Annotated in this window: 15 protein-coding genes; 4 read left to right on the top strand and 11 right to left on the bottom strand. The window is 70.5% G+C overall.

What is annotated here, in order from left to right; translation table 11 throughout:
- Positions 1-26: 26 nt before the first annotated feature.
- The 5 genes from Aau02nite_RS11060 to Aau02nite_RS11040 form a co-directional block, all read right to left on the bottom strand.
- Positions 27-680 carry a response regulator gene (locus Aau02nite_RS11060; RefSeq protein ID WP_212988250.1) on the bottom strand — a complete coding sequence of 218 codons (654 nt, stop codon included), beginning with the start codon at positions 678-680 and terminating at the stop codon, positions 27-29.
- Entirely contained in the window at positions 677-1,831 is a 1,155-nt protein-coding gene (locus tag Aau02nite_RS11055; RefSeq protein WP_212988249.1) for a sensor histidine kinase, read from the bottom strand. Before Aau02nite_RS11055 ends, Aau02nite_RS11060 begins: the two co-directional genes overlap by 4 nt.
- A gap of 15 nt (positions 1,832-1,846) precedes the next feature.
- The gene (locus Aau02nite_RS11050) at positions 1,847-2,596 is read right to left on the bottom strand and encodes an ABC transporter permease (RefSeq protein WP_212988248.1); all 750 of its coding nucleotides are present in this window, start codon (positions 2,594-2,596) and stop codon (positions 1,847-1,849) included.
- Entirely contained in the window at positions 2,593-3,489 is an 897-nt protein-coding gene (locus Aau02nite_RS11045) for an ABC transporter ATP-binding protein (RefSeq protein ID WP_212988247.1), read from the bottom strand. Before Aau02nite_RS11045 ends, Aau02nite_RS11050 begins: the two co-directional genes overlap by 4 nt.
- An 89-nt stretch (positions 3,490-3,578) precedes the next feature.
- A complete protein-coding gene (locus Aau02nite_RS11040; protein WP_212988246.1) occupies positions 3,579-5,063 on the bottom strand; it encodes an alpha/beta hydrolase in 1,485 nt (494 codons plus the stop codon).
- Between the two features lie 225 nt (positions 5,064-5,288).
- Between Aau02nite_RS11040 and Aau02nite_RS11035 the strand changes: the two genes are divergently transcribed.
- Complete coding sequence (locus tag Aau02nite_RS11035; RefSeq protein WP_246595052.1) at positions 5,289-5,882, top strand: hypothetical protein; 594 nt, start codon at positions 5,289-5,291, stop codon at positions 5,880-5,882.
- A 9-nt stretch (positions 5,883-5,891) separates the two neighbouring features.
- Here the strand turns inward: Aau02nite_RS11035 and Aau02nite_RS11030 are convergent, their stop codons facing one another.
- Positions 5,892-6,284, bottom strand: coding sequence for an ester cyclase (locus Aau02nite_RS11030; RefSeq protein ID WP_212988244.1), 393 nt, complete (start codon positions 6,282-6,284; stop codon positions 5,892-5,894).
- A gap of 227 nt (positions 6,285-6,511) precedes the next feature.
- Between Aau02nite_RS11030 and Aau02nite_RS11025 the strand changes: the two genes are divergently transcribed.
- Together Aau02nite_RS11025 and Aau02nite_RS11020 are read left to right on the top strand one after the other, a co-directional pair.
- Positions 6,512-8,182, top strand: coding sequence for an FkbM family methyltransferase (locus Aau02nite_RS11025; protein WP_212988243.1), 1,671 nt, complete (start codon positions 6,512-6,514; stop codon positions 8,180-8,182).
- Positions 8,183-8,237: 55 nt separating this feature from the next.
- On the top strand, positions 8,238-8,777 hold the full coding sequence (locus Aau02nite_RS11020) for a hypothetical protein (protein WP_212988242.1): 540 nt from the start codon (positions 8,238-8,240) through the stop codon (positions 8,775-8,777).
- A gap of 21 nt (positions 8,778-8,798) precedes the next feature.
- Here the strand turns inward: Aau02nite_RS11020 and Aau02nite_RS11015 are convergent, their stop codons facing one another.
- The 4 genes from Aau02nite_RS11015 to Aau02nite_RS11000 all read right to left on the bottom strand — a co-directional run bounded on the left by Aau02nite_RS11015 (position 8,799) and on the right by Aau02nite_RS11000 (position 13,743).
- The gene (locus Aau02nite_RS11015) at positions 8,799-9,434 is read right to left on the bottom strand and encodes an HNH endonuclease family protein (protein ID WP_212988241.1); all 636 of its coding nucleotides are present in this window, start codon (positions 9,432-9,434) and stop codon (positions 8,799-8,801) included.
- Between the two features lie 120 nt (positions 9,435-9,554).
- Positions 9,555-9,776, bottom strand: coding sequence for a hypothetical protein (locus Aau02nite_RS11010; protein WP_212988240.1), 222 nt, complete (start codon positions 9,774-9,776; stop codon positions 9,555-9,557).
- A gap of 15 nt (positions 9,777-9,791) precedes the next feature.
- Entirely contained in the window at positions 9,792-12,434 is a 2,643-nt protein-coding gene (locus Aau02nite_RS11005) for a DUF6493 family protein (RefSeq protein WP_212988239.1), read from the bottom strand.
- Positions 12,424-13,743: an SWIM zinc finger family protein gene (locus Aau02nite_RS11000; RefSeq protein WP_246595051.1), complete on the bottom strand. Its 1,320-nt coding sequence runs from the start codon at positions 13,741-13,743 to the stop codon at positions 12,424-12,426. The genes Aau02nite_RS11005 and Aau02nite_RS11000 overlap by 11 nt, the downstream gene beginning before the upstream one ends.
- 792 nt (positions 13,744-14,535) lie before the next feature.
- On the opposite strand from Aau02nite_RS11000, the gene Aau02nite_RS10995 reads away from it, so the two are divergent.
- The gene (locus Aau02nite_RS10995) at positions 14,536-16,725 is read left to right on the top strand and encodes an MMPL family transporter (protein ID WP_212988237.1); all 2,190 of its coding nucleotides are present in this window, start codon (positions 14,536-14,538) and stop codon (positions 16,723-16,725) included.
- 89 nt (positions 16,726-16,814) lie between these two features.
- Here Aau02nite_RS10995 and Aau02nite_RS10990 read toward each other — a convergent pair whose 3' ends face one another.
- Complete coding sequence (locus Aau02nite_RS10990) at positions 16,815-17,558, bottom strand: SDR family NAD(P)-dependent oxidoreductase (protein ID WP_212988236.1); 744 nt, start codon at positions 17,556-17,558, stop codon at positions 16,815-16,817.
- Positions 17,559-17,568 lie beyond the last annotated feature (10 nt).

The raw sequence follows: 17,568 nt of genomic DNA, 5'->3' as shown, positions 1-17,568 counted from the left end.
GGTGTCCGGTGGGTGGGGCGAAGGGCTCAGGCGCGTGGCTGAACCAGGCCGTTGTCGTACGCGAAGATCACCGCTTGGATCCGGTCCCGCGCTCCGATCTTGGCCAGTACGCGTCCGACGTGCTTCTTCACGGTCGACTCGGTCAGGATGAAGCGTTCGGCGATCTCGGTGTTCGTGGCGCCCCGGCCGATCGCTTCGAGGACTTCGCGCTCCCGCTCGCTCAGCGTGGCCAGCCGGCGGTCCTGCCTGACCGGGGCCGCATCCTGCAGATAGGCCGTCATGAGTTTGCGGGTCAGGCTGGGCGCCACCACCGATTCCCCGCCGGCGACGGCCCGGATGCCGGCGACGAGCTCTTCCGGACGGGCGTCCTTGAGCAGGAAGCCGCTCGCCCCGGCCCGCAGTCCGGTGTAGACGTACTCGTCGAGGTCGAAGGTGGTCAGGATCAGCACGCGGGTGCGTGAGCCGGCCGCGGTGATCCGGCGGGTGGCCTCTATGCCGTCCATGCCGGGCATGCGCACGTCCATCAGCACCACGTCGGGGCGGGTCTGCTCGACCATCCGCACAGCCTCGGCGCCGGTGGCCGCCTCGCCGACCACGGTCATGCCGGGGGTGCCGTTGAGCAGCATCGTGAAGCCCATGCGCTGCAACGGCTGGTCGTCGGCGATCAGCACGGTGGTCATGCGGGCTCCTTGAGGACGACGTCGACGAGCCAGCCCCGCTCGGCCGGGCCGGCGTGCACCACCCCGCCGTACATGGCGGCGCGTTCGCGCATGCCGAGCAGGCCGTGGCTCGGGGCGGCGGGTCTGCCGCGGCCGTCATCGCGTACGCGGACGCGTACCTCTCCGTCGGAGGCAGCCAGCGTGACGTCCGCGGTCGCACCGCGCCCCGCGTGTTTGAGGGTGTTGGTGAGCGCTTCCTGCACGATGCGATAGACCGCGAGCTGCACGCCGCGGCCGAGGGTGCGCAGCTCGCCCGTGGTGGAGTAGGTGACCGGCAGCCCCGCGGCCCGCACGCTCGGCAGCAGCCGGTCGAGATCGTCGATGCCGGGCTGCGGGCTCAGCTGCGCGTCGGCGTCCTCCCCGCGCAGCACGCCCAGCACCCGCCGCAGCTCGGCGAGCGCCTGCCGGCCGGTCTCCCCGATCAGCTGGAGGGGTTCGGCGGCCTCTTCCTCGCGCGATCTCGCGAGCGTGGCCCCGCCGTCGGCCAGGCCGATGATCACCGACACGTGGTGGCCGACGATGTCGTGCATCTCGCGGGCCACCCGGGCCCGCTCGTCGGCGACGGCGAGACGGGCCCGCTGGTCACGCTCGACCTCCAGGCGGGCGGCGCGGTCCTCCAGAGCGATGAGGTACGCCCGGCGGGTGCGCACCGCGACGCCGGACGCGACCACGGCCACCGACATGCCGAGCGCCAGGAACGACGTGAGGGTGCGGTTCTCCGTCACCGGCTGGAACAGATAGATATTGGCGGCCAGCAGCGCGACGGTGATCCCGGAGGCCCAGGCGAGCGAACGCCACGCCCCCCGGGATGCGACCCCGAAGAGCATCACGAGCAGGATCACCCCGGCGCCCACGCTGGCGTCCAGCCATCCCTGGATCAGGTCGGTGGCCGCGGTCGCCAGGAACGCCGGGAAGGGGTACCGGCGCCGCCAGTACAGCGGCGGTAGCAGCGCCAGAGTCGCGATCGTGGCCGAGAGGGGCTTCTCGATCAGGTTCGGGATGCTGAAGAGCACGATCGGGACGGCCACCAAGGTGTCCATGACCCAAGGCCGGCGGCGGTGGAAAGTCCGCAGCCTTCCCTGCCGGTCCACCAGCCACCCCTGCGCGCTCATCAGACGATTGTCCCCTCACGCGTCGGTCTTCTTGAGCCGAAATGCCGCGACGGCGAGGGCCACCACGACGTAGCCCGCGAAGACGGCGAGACCCGTCCACGGCGCCAAGGTGTTGTCGCCCTGGGTCAGCGCCATGACCGCGCTGCCGGCGTTGCTCGGCAGGTAGGGCGTGACCGTCTCGGAGATGGAGTCCGGCAGCAGCGCGGCCAGGCCGGGCACGATCAGCAGGAGGCCGGCCAGGATCGCGATGGCGCCGGCGCTGGAGCGGACGAGCATGCCGAGCGCGACGCCGAGCACCGCGACCAGGCCCAGATAGAGGCCGGCACCGAGCAGGGCGCGCAGCACGCCGTCGTCGCGGAGGCCCAGACCGCCGATCGCGTCGTTGAGGACGGCCGAGCCCAGCGCGAACGCGGCGAAGGCGCCGGCAGTCATCGTCACCAGGGCGGCGACCCCGGCCACCAGGCTCTTCGACCACAGCACCGGCAGCCGGCGCGGCACCGCGGCGAGGGTCGCCCGGATCATGCCGGTGGTGTATTCGCCGGCCCCCAGCAGCGCGCCGAGCACACCGACGGCGAGGGCGGCCAGGGTGCTCCCGGACAGGGCCAGATCGACGGCCGACAGGCTGTCGCCCGAGAAGGACGCCGAGGCGATCATCCCGAACGCGATCAGCAGCACCACCGAGATGCCGGTGGTGATCCAGGTGGAGCGCAGGGAGGAGAACTTGGTCCATTCGGCGGCGACGACGCCACCAGGGGTGATCTTCATCGGGCGGCCTCGTATTCGACAGCGTTGTGGGTCAGGGCCATGAACGCCTCTTCGAGCGAGGCGTTCTGCGGGGTCAGCTCGAACAGCGGGATTCCGCGGCCGGCCGCGGCCAGTCCGATCGCGCGGGCGGTGGTGCCGGCGACCAACAGTTCCTCGGCGCCGGTCGACGTGACGGTGATGCCCGGGCCGGCGATCGCCGTGCGCAGCGCGTCGGGGGCCGCGGTGACGACCCGGACGCCTTCGGCGGTCACGAAGTCGGCCACGGTGGTGTCGGCCAGCAGCCGGCCCCGGCCGATGATGACGAGGTGGTCCGCGATCAGCGAGACCTCGCTCATCAGGTGCGAGGACAGCATCACGGTGCGGCCCTCGGCCGCCAGGCCGGTGAGCAGGTTACGCACCCAGAGGACCCCCTCCGGGTCGAGTCCGTTGACCGGCTCGTCGAGCATCACCACGGCCGGGTCGCCGAGCAGGGCGGCGGCGATGCCGAGCCGCTGACCCATGCCGAGGGAGAAGGCGCCGACCCGCTTGTGGGCGACGGCCGAGAGGCCGGCCAGGTCGAGCACCTCGTCGACCCGCGAGCGGGAGATGCCGTGCGTGCGGGCCAGGGCCAGCAGGTGGCTGACCGCGGTGCGGCCGGGGTGCATGGCCCTGGCCTCGAGCAGCACGCCGATCTCGCGCAAGGGGGCTTTCGACGACGCGTACGGCCGGCCGTTGACCAGCACGTCGCCCGCGGTCGGCGCGTCCAGAGCGACGACCATCCGCATGGTGGTCGACTTTCCGGCGCCGTTCGGCCCGAGGAAGCCGGTGACCTGTCCCGGCTTCGCGGTGAAAGACAGCCGGTCCACGACTGTCTTCGCACCGTACTGCTTGGATACTTCGCGTACTTGAATCATGCTCACCACGCTAGGCAGGCGTAACGGGGAGATCGTGGTACCGCGGTCGACTCTTCCGCGCCTGCGCTGGTACCCAGGTACACCGGCGGTCAGGATCGGCAGGTGATGTCCCGGGCCGGCAGCTTTCCGCCGACCAGGTAGGCGGTGGTCAGGTTCAGCGCGCAGGCGTTGCCGCCGAGGACGTAGACGCCGTGCCCGCTGTCGTCGACGGTCACCAGCTTGGCCCGCTGGCCGAGCTTCTGGCGCAGCAGCTGGGCGTTGACGGCGGGAGTGACCGGGTCGCGCCGGTTCTGCAGGATCAGCACCTCGGCCGGTCCTTCGTTGCCGACCTTGACCGGCTCGGACGGCTCGTGCTTCCAGTAGGCGCACGGGATGATGTTGGCGGTCGCCGCGCCGAACATGGGGTACCGCTTGCGGTCCTCGGCGACGCCGCGCCGGTAGGTGGCCACATCCTCGGGCCAGTTCACGTCGTTGCAGGTGACCGCGAGGAACACGGTCAGCGCGTTGTCGACCGGGGGTGCGGCCCGGACTGCCGGGGGCGCGGAGGTCGCCCGGCCAGCGGCCGGCGTCAGCAGCGACTGCCAGATGCCGGCCAGAGCGCCGTACTGGATGTCGCCGTAGAGGTGGGCGAAAGTGAGGTACCGGAAGATGGCGCCGGTGGTCCCGTCGGCGGCCGGGGTCTTGTCGAGCCGCTCGGCGACGGTGAAGTAGGTCTTGCGGACCTGCGCGGGCGTACGGCCCAGGCCGTAGGAGGCGTGCCGCGCCGCCGCCCATTTCGCGAAGTCCGGGAACGTCTCCTCGACGCCGCGGGCGAACCGGCGCAGGCCGTCCCGGTCGAGGTGGGTGTCGGCGAGGTTGCTGTCGAACACGATGCGGTCGATGGTGTCCGGGAACAGTGACAAGTAGGCCGCGCCCAGCGCCGAACCGTACGACGCGCCGTAGAAGCCGGCCTTCGGCTCGCCGAGGGCGGCCCGGATCCGATCCAGGTCGCGGGCCATGTTCGCCGTGGTGAGGTGCTGCAGCCGCCCGCCGGTGTCAGTCGCGGCGCACCTCTTCGCGACTGCTTCGGCGATCTTCGCCTGCGCGGTCACGGCCGCGTCGTCCGCCGCGTACGGCGGCACGTTGGCCCAGTAGCCGATGTCCTCGGTCAGGCCGCAGGTCATCGGCGTCGAGTGCCCGACGCCCCGGGTGTCCATGCCGATCAGGTCGTAGGAGTCCAGCACGCTCGCCGGCAGACCCTTGTTGGCCAGGAACGCCGGCTGGTCCAGCCCGGAACCGCCCGGCCCGCCCGGGTTGAACATCAGGATGCCGCGCCGCTTCTCCGGCTTGGTGCTCGCGATCCGTGACACCAGCAACGAGATCTGCGCGCCGCCGGGATCGCTGTAGTCGAGGGGAACGGGCACGGTCGCGCACTGGGCCGTCCGCGGCGCCGTCTTCGCGTTCACATCCGCGGGGCAGGCGGCCCACTTCAGTCCGGCTGCCACGGCATGCTCCGCTCGCGCCGGCATCACCGCCATCGACGTACCGATCAGACCGAGCGCCGCTACCAGGGCAGCGCTACGCCGTCGATTCATGTCCAGCCTCCATCGCTCGTCCTCTTCGCGGGCCGATCCATGCGACACCATGTCCTCGGCACACAGTCAACGCCCGGCCCGGGCACCGTCTTGACTGTGTTCCGGCAACACAGGCTGCACTCGGGACCCGCAGGCCGGTCAGCCTGAAGAAAGCGGGGCAGGCAGATGTTCGACGAATGGCGGAGGCGCCGAGCCATCCAGCGGATCAGGCCCGGTGACGGGCGCGTGCTGAAGCGGTTCCGCTGGTGGCAGCTGCTGACGCGATCGGTGTTCTACCTGCTCGTGGACGGCAGTTCGGGCCGGCCGGTGGTCTATGCCGTCGACGTGAACCACCTGAAGAGCGATGCGAACGGCGACACCGAGGCCCACCTGTACCGCGACGGAATGCGCTACGCCCGGGCCAGGCTCCCCGCCGTCTTCCCGATCGAGGGTGGCGAGATCGAGGTGGAGACGTCGGCGTTCGGTATCCGGCGATGCCACTTCGTCACGGCCGGCCGGATCGCGCAGCAACTCGTCCCGGACCCCCGCTCCGCCGAGGGACGCCGGGCCCGCCTCGATCGCGAGCACCCCGCGCTCAGCCGCTGGATCGGCTTGCTCTCCCTGATCCTGGTCGTCGTCCCGCTGCTCTTCGTCCTCCCGCAGACTCTGGAAGCGATCTCCCGGATCCCTCCGCTGGCCGACCGGTTCGGAGTCTTCGAGTCACCGATCGAGGTGCCGGGATGGCTCACCGTCGCGCTCACGATCAGCGCCGTGGTGGGCAGCACCGAGCGCGCCCTGCGCCTGCGGTACAACCGCTGGCTGGACCCGGTGGCGAGCTGACCCGGGCGGTCACGCTGTCAGTTGCTTCTCGATGGTCCGGGTGTCGAGCAGGTACCACATGTGCTCGAAGCGGCCGTCGCGGAAGTGGTAGAAGGCGTACTCGGTGAAGGTGACGTCGCGGCCGGTGGGCTGGAGTCCGAGCCATTCCTTCACCGGGGTGCCGGTGTCGGTCAGCCGGACCGCCACCCGGTTGCCCTCGATGATCAGGTCCTCGAGGTGCCAGACGAGGTCCGGCACCGAGTCGATGGCCTGCTGCATCGCGGCGACGTAGTCGTCGCGGGAGACCGGTTCGCCGTTGAAGACGATGGTGTCGTGGGCGAACTCGGCCATCCGGTGCAGCTCGCGGGCGTTGGCTGCCCGGAGGTAGTCGAGGTAGACCTTGCGCAGGTCAGTGGCACTCATCGGAATCTCCTTGCGAGGAACGCGGGCACTAGTGGCCGGCACGAGTCATTACGGCAAAAGGTATGAATGTGTATAGCCAGTAGATACCGTCCGAAACTTGTTTGGTATCGTCGCCCATCGTCTGGCGGCATAAACCTCTCCGGCATCCGGCCCGGACGGGTACTTCACAGGACCAACCCGGGCGAGGCCCGAACGTATGCCCGCCGCCGAAGAGAGGAACGGCTCCGATGCTTGTGCGCAACCTGTTATCCCTGGTCAAAGACGTGGAGAGGGTCGTCGACGCCTCTGCGGGCAAACAGGATCTGCGCCGTCATCTGATGGTTCCGGACGATGTGCCGTTCTCGGCCGCCTCGACCGAGTGGGGCGGCGGCGGGGCCGGCACTCTGGTGGTCTGCATGCTGGGCCCGGAAGCGGGCACCCACACGCCGCCCGCCGAGCTCGCGCGGAAGCTGAGCGCAGCGCCGGTCGGCGCCACCGTACTGATTCTGACCGGGTGGCCGGCTGAGACCCTCCCCGTGCCCGTGGTGCTGCAGACGCTGGCCGACGGGCACTGCCAGCTGACCGATGCGGTGTCCCTGAGCTCGACCGAGCGGTACGGCATGCATGTCGCCCTGCTCGCCGAGCGAGTGGAGACGATCCAGCCGCGTACGGCGCAGTTGTCCAGTGCTCCGGCCGGTGAGCCGGCGCCCTTGCCGGACGGCCCGCTGACGGCGCAGTTGTGGGTGGCGAATCAGCCGCTGCTGGGCGAGCTGGCCGTCGAACCGCTGCGTGGGCAGGTGCGGATGCTCGAGGAGCAGGTCACCCGGCTGACGGCGGAGCTGGCCGCCGCGCGTGACGACACCGCCGAGGCGCGGACAGAGGTGCAGGTCCGGACCAGGCAACTGGCCAAGGCCCGCAAGCGGAGCGCGGCGCTGGAGGCGTCGGCGTCGTTCCGGCTGGGAAAGTCGCTCGTCGACGGCGTGCGGCACCCGGGCAAGGGCATGGTGGCTCTGCCGATGACCGTGGCGAACATCTGGCGGGATCGTGGTGCCCGGGCCAGAACCGTTCCCGCCCCGCTCCCGAAGCCGGCGCCGGTGGTCGTCCAGGACAAGGTCACCGACCGGGTGGTGTCCATCCCGGTGCCGGGCATTCCGGCGCGTGCGGTGACGATGACGGCGCCGGTCGAGTTGCTGGTGCCGCGCAAGCTCCAGGAGCACGGACTGGCCGACTACGAGTCGTCCTCGATCCCGTGCTTCCTGGCCACCATCGGGACGACCGGGCCGGGCGCGGTGTTCGACATCGGGGCCAACGTCGGGCTGTACGCCGCCCTGGCCGCGGCCGTGTCCGACCGGGACGTGGTGGCGTTCGAGCCGTTTCCGACGCTCGCGGAGGTGGCCGAGCGGGTCGCCGCCGACAACGGTCTGAAGATCCGCGTCGAGCGCATCGCCCTGAGCGACCACGCCGGCACGGCCACCTTCTATCTGTCGGACACCTCGGACTCCTCCAACTCGCTGGCGGCCGGCTTCCGCAAATCCTCGCGGCAGATCGAGGTCGAGGTCGAGACCCTGGACGAGTACGTGAAGAGGAACGGGATCATCCCGGCCGTCCTCAAGGTCGATACCGAGAGCACCGAGCCGGATGTTCTCTTCGGCGCCGCGGAAACCCTGCGCGAGCATCGGCCCTGGGTGCTCTGCGAGGTGCTGCGTGGGCGCGGCGAGGACCGCCTGATGGAGGCGCTGGCCCCGCACGGCTACCACTGGTACCACATCGTCGATGGCGTTCCGTACGCCGAGGCGCAGACCATCGCCGGCGACCCCACGTACCAGGATCTGATGTGGCTCTTCGCGCCGGAGCCGCCGGACGAGTCGTTCTGGTCGGCGGTGCGGGCGCAACGCGCGGCTGTCGACGCGGCCGGATAGCTGCCGCCGGCGTCGTCCCGTTGAGGACGTCCGCGGGTTGATGGAAAGTGACTCCATGACGTGCATTGTCGGGATCACGGACGGGCGGACCCTCACTATCGGCGGCGACTCGGCCGGCAGCGACGGATGGCATGTCGCGGTCCGGTCGGATTCCAAGGTGTTCCAGGTGGGGCCGTACCTGATGGGCTTCACGACCAGCTATCGGATGGGCCAGCTCCTGCGCTATTCGCTGCACGTCGGCGAGCCCGACACCTGGGACGTCGACCGGTTCATGGTGACCACGTTCATCGATGCCGTCCGCGAGTGTCTCTCCACGGGCGGCTACGCGCGCACCGAGGACGGCCAGGAGCAGGGTGGGCAGTTTCTCGTCGGCATTCACGGCCGCCTCTACGTCGTCGGCGACGACTATCAGGTCGGGCACACGATCGCGGGTTATGCCGCGGTGGGGTCCGGCTACCTCGTCGCCCTGGGATCGCTGCACTCGACCGCGAAGTCGCCCATCGGCAGCCGGGAACGGGCGGTGCTGGCGTTGGAGGCCGCGGCCGAGCTCACCGAGGGAGTGCGGCCGCCCTTCACGGTGGTGCAGTCCACGTGAAGGGCGCCACGAGCTACCGGTTCAGGACGCGCAGGTGTTGAGCATCGTCTGCAGGGCCGTCTTCTCCGAGGCCTGCAAGGTGAGCGCCCAGGACGCCTTCACGGCGATCCACATCTTGGCGTACGTGCACCGGTAGGAAGTGATCGACGGTTGCCAGGTCGACGGGTCCTGGTCGCCCTTGGCCTGGTTCACGTTGTCGGTGACGGCGATCAGCTGCGGCCGGGTGAGGTCGTTGGCGAAGCTCTGCCGCCGGCTGGTGGTCCAGGAGCCGGCTCCGGAGCGCCACGCCTCGGCGAGCGGCACGACGTGGTCGATGTCGACGTCCGAGGCGGCGGTCCAGGTGGCGCCGTCATACGGCGAATACCAGCGTCCTGAGGTCGCGGCGCAGGCGCTGTCGGTGGCCACAGCGGAGCCGTCGCGTTTGAGGACGTTCTCGCGGGTGTTGCAGCTGCCGCTGATGGTGATCCAGTGCGGGAACAGGTCCCGGGAGTAGCCGCTCATGCTGCCCTGGGCGGCGACGCTGAGTCCGTTCAGCTGCGATTGGGCAGTGGTCTTGGACGGGATGCCTGTCGGGGTGGCCAGTGCCGGGCCGCTGAGCAGGCTGCCGGTCAGGGTGGCGACGGCAAGGGTGACGGTCCAGTGCAGCGCTCGCTTCATACCGCTCCGATCGCGAGGTGGCGCCGCCGGCCGACCGCCGGCGTCGCACCAAATATCGATGGAGTTCAGTGTGTTGTGCGACCGGCACGGTGTGAACATCCCGTTGCCGTCCTACTACCATCAGTCGTCGTCGACGGACAGGCGCCGCAGGACCGGGGGCCCCACGAGCTCCCGCACGTCGTCCGGCCGCCGGGTGGCCTGGTGGACCTGCTCGTGGATGTCGTCGGTCTCCATGACGTCGGCCTGGGCCAGGCAGGCCGCGGCGACCAGCCGCAGCCGGTCGCGGATCGCGCCGCGTTCCCGCGCGGCTGCGTTGCCCCGCAACAGCCCGGCCCGCCGCACCGGTTGAAGCTCGAGCTAACTGCTCACCCGCTCGGCGGCGCGGGTGAGGTAGTCGCGCAGGCGACGAGCCTGCTTGATGGTCTGCGAACTGCCCTTGCTGTCGGCGACGGCGTCCAGGCCGGTGATCGACCCGGTCTCGCCGCAGCGGCTGGCGCACTCGACGGCCAGCGACAGCAGCGCGCCGAGCTGGCGCGGACGCCGGCCCTCGGGCAGTAGACCCGGCAGGGCCCCGAGCAGGATGCCCCAGACCGTTGCGTACGCGCCGGTGCGCGCCACCTCGCTCAGGACGTCCAGCACCTCGGGCGGTGTGAAGGGTCGGAGTCTCGGCACGTTCACCTGGCTGAGATGCGCGCCGCAGCGAACGGTGTCCAGTTCGCCGCGCGCCACGAGCTGCAGCAGACCCTCGACCACGCCCGGCCGGGCCGCCTCGCCCGCTCTGGCCAGGCCCTCAGCGACGACTGCCTCGATGCACGGCCCGATCGAACCGTCGGCCTGAACGAGCAATGGCAGGTCACCGGCCCACTGGCCGCCCTCGCCGTGGTGGGAGCAGGCGCCGCGCCACAGCGACTGCGCCGCGACGTATCCGCGGAGCAACGGTAGCGTCGAGACCCATCGTGGCAGCTCGAGCGCATCGTACGACCAGCCGAGTTTGTCGCCGAGCCGCCGGAACGGGTCGGTGAACGTTTCCCGGACGACGGGCAGGACCAGCCGGTCGTCCTCCTCGACCGGCTGCAGGCCCTCACCCGAGAACCAATCCGCGAGCCTGGCGCCCTCCGGTGTGCCGAGACCCGCAGCGGCGGCCACGAACTGCTCGCGATCCGGCCCCTGCGGGATCCGCACCCGCAACAACGCCTGGTCGAAATCCGCGGACCCGGCCGGCAGATTCAGCCGGGCGTATGCCGCGAGCCGGTCCACCAGGACGTCGGCGTCCACGGCGCCCGTGCTCCAGGACGGAGTGGCGAGCAGGAACGGCGGCATGTCGGTCGTGATCCGCCGCGCGACCTCCCACGTCCGCATCTGCCAGACGCCGCGGATGATGGTCTCGCCGTCCATGGCACGGTACGGGGGATCGGTCAGCCTTCTGGGCAGGGCCGGGAGCTCGTCGATTCCGACCTTGCCGACGAGGACCTTCGCCACGAGGGCCACGCCGGCGCCGGGCGGTTCGTCCTGGGCCGTCCAGTCGTAGGGGTAGGTGAGGGTGCCCAGCGCCTCGGTCAACGCTGCCCGGTCCCGGTGCGCGACCCGGACCAGCCCATCCAGAATGCGTTCGGAGTCCTCGGTCCACGCGGCAGCGTCGGGTGAATCGGCGGCGCATTCGGCGACGACACCCTGCACCACCTCCGCCACCGTCAGCGGCGTGGCAGCGGCGCGTACCGGCGACGAGATCGGTGGCAGCGTCTCGCGGTAGGGTTCGTCCGCCGGCTCGGCGACGCCCAGATCGGCGGTCACCTTGTCACGCAGGTCCGGAGTCAGTGCCGGGACGGCTTCCACGATCCGGGTACGCGCTGCGGCGTCCACGGCGGCAAGGTGTCTCGCGACGATCTTCCACGCCTGTTCCTGCACCGCGCCGTCCTCGTGACCGAACGCCACGGCCACCGCCGGCAGCAGCTCGGACGGCGGGTACCCGTCCTGGTCGAGAGCCCGGCCGAGCAGGACGAGATGCGTGCGCACCAGAGCCTTCTCCGGCCGCGCCAGAATGTCGCGCGAGGCGTCGGCGAGCAGATCGCCGTCCACCGGCCGTTCGGCGTCCACCATCCGGCGCAGGAATCCCATTGCTGCGCTCGCGGTCGGGGCGTCCGCGTCCGCGGCGAGCCGCGCCCAATCGGTTGCCCGGGTCGCGATATCGTCGTCGGTGAGCCGCAGGCTTTCCAGGAGAGAGCGGAAACAGCGCACCTCGTACGGTCTACCGCCGCGGAGCAGACGACCGACACACAGGTCGATCAGCACCGCGCGACCGAGCTCACCGGATTCGGTGAGTCGCACCAGCTTTTCCTTCCAGGGCAGGGAAGGGTTGGCCGGATCCTTGCTGCCGTGTTTCTCCGCCCCTTCCACGTACCCCTTGTCGTGCCCTTCGATGTACGCCCCCGCGCCCTCCATCTCCAGCGCGATCGGTAGCAAGGTCGCGGTCTCGGGGGCGGCGCGCAGGTCACCCAGCCCGCCGGAGTTGACCATCCACAGCGCCGCGTAACCGGGGTTGGTGGGCGTCGCGCAGCCGGACATCCGGATCAGCGGGCGGATCAGGTGATTGATCGGACGCTGACCGCCGCCGAATCCCTTCCCCTTGTCCAGCTCGGCAGCGAGCAGGTGCGCCAGCTCGCCGAGCCACGCCGGGTCGCGCCCGGACAACACGTCCAGCGATTCCGCCGGCATGAGGCTGTACCAGGAGTGGCGCTGCCGCCGGCGCCCCATCGCGACCAGCCATTGGGTCGCCGCGGCCGGCGTGGCCTGGCCGGCGAGGCCGGCCAGTTCGGCGGCGGTGAAGGCCGGTGATCCGGCCTGGTCGGGCGGGAGCGCGCTGACGAACTTCCGGATTGCGGCCAGGATCTTCTTCCGGTCCGCGTCGTGGAGCTTCCGGGCCAGGGTGCCGGTCAGATCCAGGTCGCCGGCTCGAACGGCGTCGAGCAGAGCCTCGTGGTAATCCATGCGTTCAGCAGTCATCGGTCGCGTCTCCTCGGATCGTCATCCGTACCGCCAGCACGTGTTTGCATGGGCCGCGCCCGCCACGGTGTCCGGCCCACCAGGCGCAGGTGCAGCCCATCACCTTGCCGCTGAGATTGACGAGATAGACGCTGTCGCGCGAGCGCACCGTCGCGGTGTCGCCGTCCACCGTCACGGCACCCGCACCCACCAGGGCCCGGGCGTCGCGCAGTCGCGGATTGTGCAGCTCCGTCCGGCCGACACGGTACGGCAGCTCGCGATGGAAGTACGCGGCCTCCGCAGCGTCATATCCGACCCGGCCCGCGGTGCCCAGCTGGGCCAGCGCTGCACGAACCCGTTCCGTCGTCAACCCGGCCTGGACGGCGAGATCACCCACGTCGATCCGCGGCTCCCAGGCGAGCAGCACGGAAATCAGGTCGGCATCGGTTTCCGCCTCGGGGGTGGCCAGGGACTCCAGCACCGAGCCCTCGCCGGAGAAGCCCCGCGAGACCTGCGGTGAGAGCATCACCGTCAGCCGCATACCCGGAAGCGCCACCTCCCAGGCGCCGGCCACGGGCGCGCTGCCGCTGGTGACCGCCGGGCCGTACAGCCGCAGAGCGCGAGCGTGCCGCAGCACCCGTTCCAGCGCCGCCAACCGGGCCGGCCCGGGAAGGCAGACGGCGCCCGGGGCCGGACGAGACGTGGTCCGCAGGGTCCGCCCGGCGGGCACCACCCAGAGGTCGGCAACCCGGCCGCGGGTCGGCAGGGACCGCAGGAATCGCACGGCGTCGCCGCCCGGCACCTCGGCCCGTAGCTCGAACGCCGACGCGATCACCTGCGCCTCCGCGAAACCGCGCAGCCAGCGCTGAGGCAGCGGCACCTTCTTCTCGACCAGCGGACCGTCGAGTGTGGTGACGGCGAGTTCATCCGGGCCGACCCGCAGATGCAGCGGATCGCTGGCGGCGATCCGCGACAGCGCGAGACGAAGGGGGTCGTTGACGTCGACGTTGGTCGTGCCGTGCCCGATGTCGCCGCCGTCGAGGCCGTCGCGAAGCACGTCCAGTCGTGCGTACACCCCGCAACAGCCGGAGAAGGATTCGAAGCGCAGCCGGTCGCCGTTGCCGGTGACCACCGGGTCGAGCGAGTTCCTCAGCGTCGGCTGGTAATAGCGGGTGGCGGCGACGTCGGCCACGGCGAGCAGCCCGGCCGAGGCGATCCGCGGATCGGTCAGAAAGCCGGAGAAGAACCGGGGGTGAGCCTGCGTCCCCCGCGCAGTCCTCCCGCCGGAGGTCTCCAGGCCGACCAGACTGCCGTCGGCCGTGGACGTCACCTGAGAAGGACGAACATAGGTCCATGAATGTGCCACCTGCGCCACAATCGAAGAAGATAGATCAACAGCGCAAGGGCCGGGCGTTTGAAGGTGCTCAGGCTGGTGCGCGGCCGTCGTTCGCGCGCGGGAGCATGGAGGGGCAGTGACCAAGCCGATGTTGTGGAGTCACCAGGGTGCGCTCGCGGCGGTGTTCGCCGATGGCGCTCTCGGTTGGGAGTACCCGGGTAGCGATGTGCTCGTCAGGCGAGTGGAGTGGCTCGCGCACTTGCGCCGTACGGCGTGATCAGATGTTGTCCTCATCGCGGGCCTGATCTGCCTGCGCGACCTGGTGAGCCGTCTCGCCGTGCTGGCACCGCCGGCTCACCTTCCGGGCCGGCGCCCGGGTCTCCTGGCTGGCTGCGCAGTGGGAGGGTGGCGCACTGTCCGTCGCCGCGCTGGCGGCAAGCAGTCTGGCGTCGGCGCTCCTCGGCGACGTCGTCAGCGATGACTGGTGGTCACGGGTCCTCCTGATCGCCTCGGTCAACGCGGTGGTCGGCCTGGTCCGGTTCCTGCTGCTGCGGGAGTGGGTCTTCACCCGGGACCGTCGACGTTCCCCCGGGCTCGTCAGGCATGTGACCACTACGCGAAGGCGTGGTGGTCACATGCGTATGGCGGGTCGCTCCGGGCTCGGGGGGTTCTTGACGGCGCGGTGGGTTTGTCGTCAAGGAGTCGTCAAGGTGGGTGGGGGTCGATCGTCAGGTCGGGAGCTCAGGGTGAACATGTCTCCCACTCCTGCCTTGGAAGGGCAATTCGATGGCCAAGTTCTTGTACCGGTTGGGCGCTGTTGCCGCGCGTCGCCGGTGGGTTTTCCTGGCGGCGTCGCTGGCGGTCATCGCGGCCGCGCTGATCGCCATGCTCGGGTTCGCGGGCTCGTTCTCTCCGGGTCACGCCATTCCCGGTTCGCCGGGGCAGGTCGCTCTGCAGAAGGCGGAGCAGCACTTTCCCGAGGAAGGCGGCATCGAGGGTGACGTGGTGTTCGTCGCCCCGAACGGTTCGCAGATCACGGACAGGACGGTCGCCGCGCAGGTTCAGGCGGCGATGAAGCGGCTGCAGGCCGTGGAGCACATCGCCGAGGTCAGTGATCCGTTGGAACAGGTCTCCGACGACGGACGCGTCGCGGTCGGGTCGCTCGCCTTCGATCTCCCGGCGGGTACCGAGGTCGACCCGGCGCAGCAGGAAACGGTGCGGGCTGCCGGTGCTGCTTTCGGGGACACCGGTGGCCGGGTGTTGTTCGGCGGTGACGCGTTCGAGGAGGAACTCGAGCCGTTCGGTATCCCGGAGATCATCGGTCTGGGTGTGGCGCTGCTGGTCCTGCTGGTCACGTTCGGATCGATGCTGGCCGCCGGCATCCCGATGCTCACCGCGGCTCTCGGGGTGGGCGGCACGGCCGCCGGCACGCTGCTGCTGGCCAACGTGTTCGACGTCTCCCAGAACGCGTTGACGCTGGCCCTGATGCTCGGTCTGGCGGTCGGCATCGACTATGCGCTGCTGATCGTGTCGCGGCATCGCGCTCAGCTGACCCGCGGCATGGGGGTCAGGGAGTCGATCGCGCTGGCGACGGCCACGGCGGGCAGTTCGGTCATGTTCGCCGGCCTGACGGTGATCATCGCCCTGGTCGGGCTGACCTTGGCCGGCGTACCGATGCTGACCTCCATGGGGCTGGCCGCGGCCGGCGCGGTCGCGATCGCGGTCGTCCTGGCTCTGACGATGCTGCCGGCCGTCCTGTCGCTGGCCGGCGAGAAGCTGCGCCCGAAGCCGGACTCGCGGGCAGCACGGCGCATTCTGATCACCGGTACGGGGGGCGCCGCCGCCCGTTGGGTGGATCTGGTCATCAAGCATCCCCGCAAGATCGTCGTGGCCGTGGTGCTCGGACTGGGTCTGCTCGCCGTGCCGGCCGTGCAGCTGCAGCTGGCGCTCAACGACAACGGCTCCGCGGCCCCGGCCTCCGAGCCGCGGCAGGCCTACGACCTGGTCGCCGGCGCGTTCGGTCCGGGCGAGAACGGCAAGCTGGTCGTGCTGATCGAGGGTGGATCGGTCGCCGAGATCAACGCGACCGCCCGGACTGTCATCGACACCATCACGCCGATGCCCGGCATCGCCGCCGTCAACGGACCGCTGATCGCCGCGGACAACCAGGCCGCGGTCGTGCAGGTCGTACCCACCACCGGCCCGCGCGAGGCCGCCACCAGCGCCCTGGTCGCCGAGCTTCGCACCGCGCTGAAGCCGATCACTGCCCGCTCCGGTGACTACGTCGCGGTGACCGGCCTGACCGTGGTCAGCCTCGACGCCGTCGACCAGCTCAACGGCGCGCTGCTGCCCTTCACCGTGGTGGTGGTCGGGTTGTCCCTGCTGTTGCTGCTGGTCGCCTTCCGCTCCTGGACGGTCCCGCTGAAGGCCACCGCGGGCTTCCTGCTCTCAGTCGGTGCCGCGTTCGGCGCCATGGTCGCGGTGTTCCAGTGGGGCTGGGCGGCCGATCTGCTCGGCGTGCCGCTGGTCGGGCCGGTGCCCAGCTTCGCCCCGATCATCGTCATGGCCGTGCTGTTCGGTCTGGCCATGGACTATGAGGTCTTCCTCGTCTCGGCCATGCGCGAGCACTACGCCCGCCACCGTGACGCCACCGAAGCCATCCGCGCCGGTGCCCGCAACTCCGGGCGGGTGGTCGTGGCCGCCGCGGTCATCATGGTCATCGTCTTCGCGAGCTTCCTGTTCTCCCACGACCCCAACGTCATGCCGATCGCGCTCGCCCTGGCCTTCGGTGTCCTGATCGACGCCTTCGTCGTGCGTCTCACCCTGGTCCCGGCCGTCCTGAAGCTGCTCGGCGACCGCGCCTGGCATCTGCCCCGCTGGCTGGACCGGGTCGTGCCCGACGTCGACGTCGAAGGCCACCACCTCACCGAGCCCGCCGCCCCGGCCACCACCCGCGAACCCGAACTCGTCAGCTGAAACCACGCCGTACACCGGGCCGGGACGGAGGTCAGCAACTGACCTCCGCCCCGGGCCTCGCCGGTCAGGCCGTCGAAGGGCTGCAGAGCTCAGAGCTGGCTCTCGCCGCCGTCGACATAGAGGCTCGTGCCCAGGACGAAACTGCTCTGGTCCGAGGCCAGGAAGGCCACGGCGGCGGCCACCTCTTCGATCGTTCCGTGCCGGCCCAGCGGCACCGAGGCCCGGAACGTGGCCTTGACCGCCTCGGCGTCGGCCTCCCCGACCATCTTGGCCACGGCGGGAGTCTCGATCGCACCGGGGGAGACCGCGTTGACCCGGATGCCGCGTCCTTTGAGCTCATTGGCCCACGTGCGGGTGTACAGGCGCAGCGCGGCCTTGCTGGCGCCGTACGCACCGAAGCCTGCCCAGCCGTCGTCGGCGCGGGTCGAGAGGTTCAGGATGATCGACGCCCCCTCGTTGAGCAGCGGCAGCGCCTTCTGCACGGTGAAGACGGTGCCTCGGATGTTCACCCGGTAGATGTGGTCGAGGTGCTCCTCGGTCGTCTCTTCCAACGTTGCGAATCCGGCCGCCCCGGCATTGGCGAAAACCACATCCAGGCCCTGCCCTCGGTCGCGGACCGCGTCGTAGAGCCGGTCCAGGTCGGCCAGGTTCGAGACGTCCCCGGGGATTGCGGTGGCCGACCCGATGGCCCGGGCCGCCGCCTCCAGTTGCTCCGTCCGGCGGCCGGTGATGAAGACGTGCGCCCCCTCCTGGGCCAGGCGCGTGGCAGCCCCCAGGCCGATGCCGTCGCTGGCGCCCGTGACGATCGCTGTCTTGCCTTCGAGCTGTCCCATTCCATGCCCT

This window comes from Actinoplanes auranticolor (genome assembly GCF_018332655.1).
Lineage (GTDB): Bacteria > Actinomycetota > Actinomycetes > Mycobacteriales > Micromonosporaceae > Actinoplanes > Actinoplanes auranticolor.
This window is presented reverse-complemented; position numbering and strand designations above follow the sequence as displayed.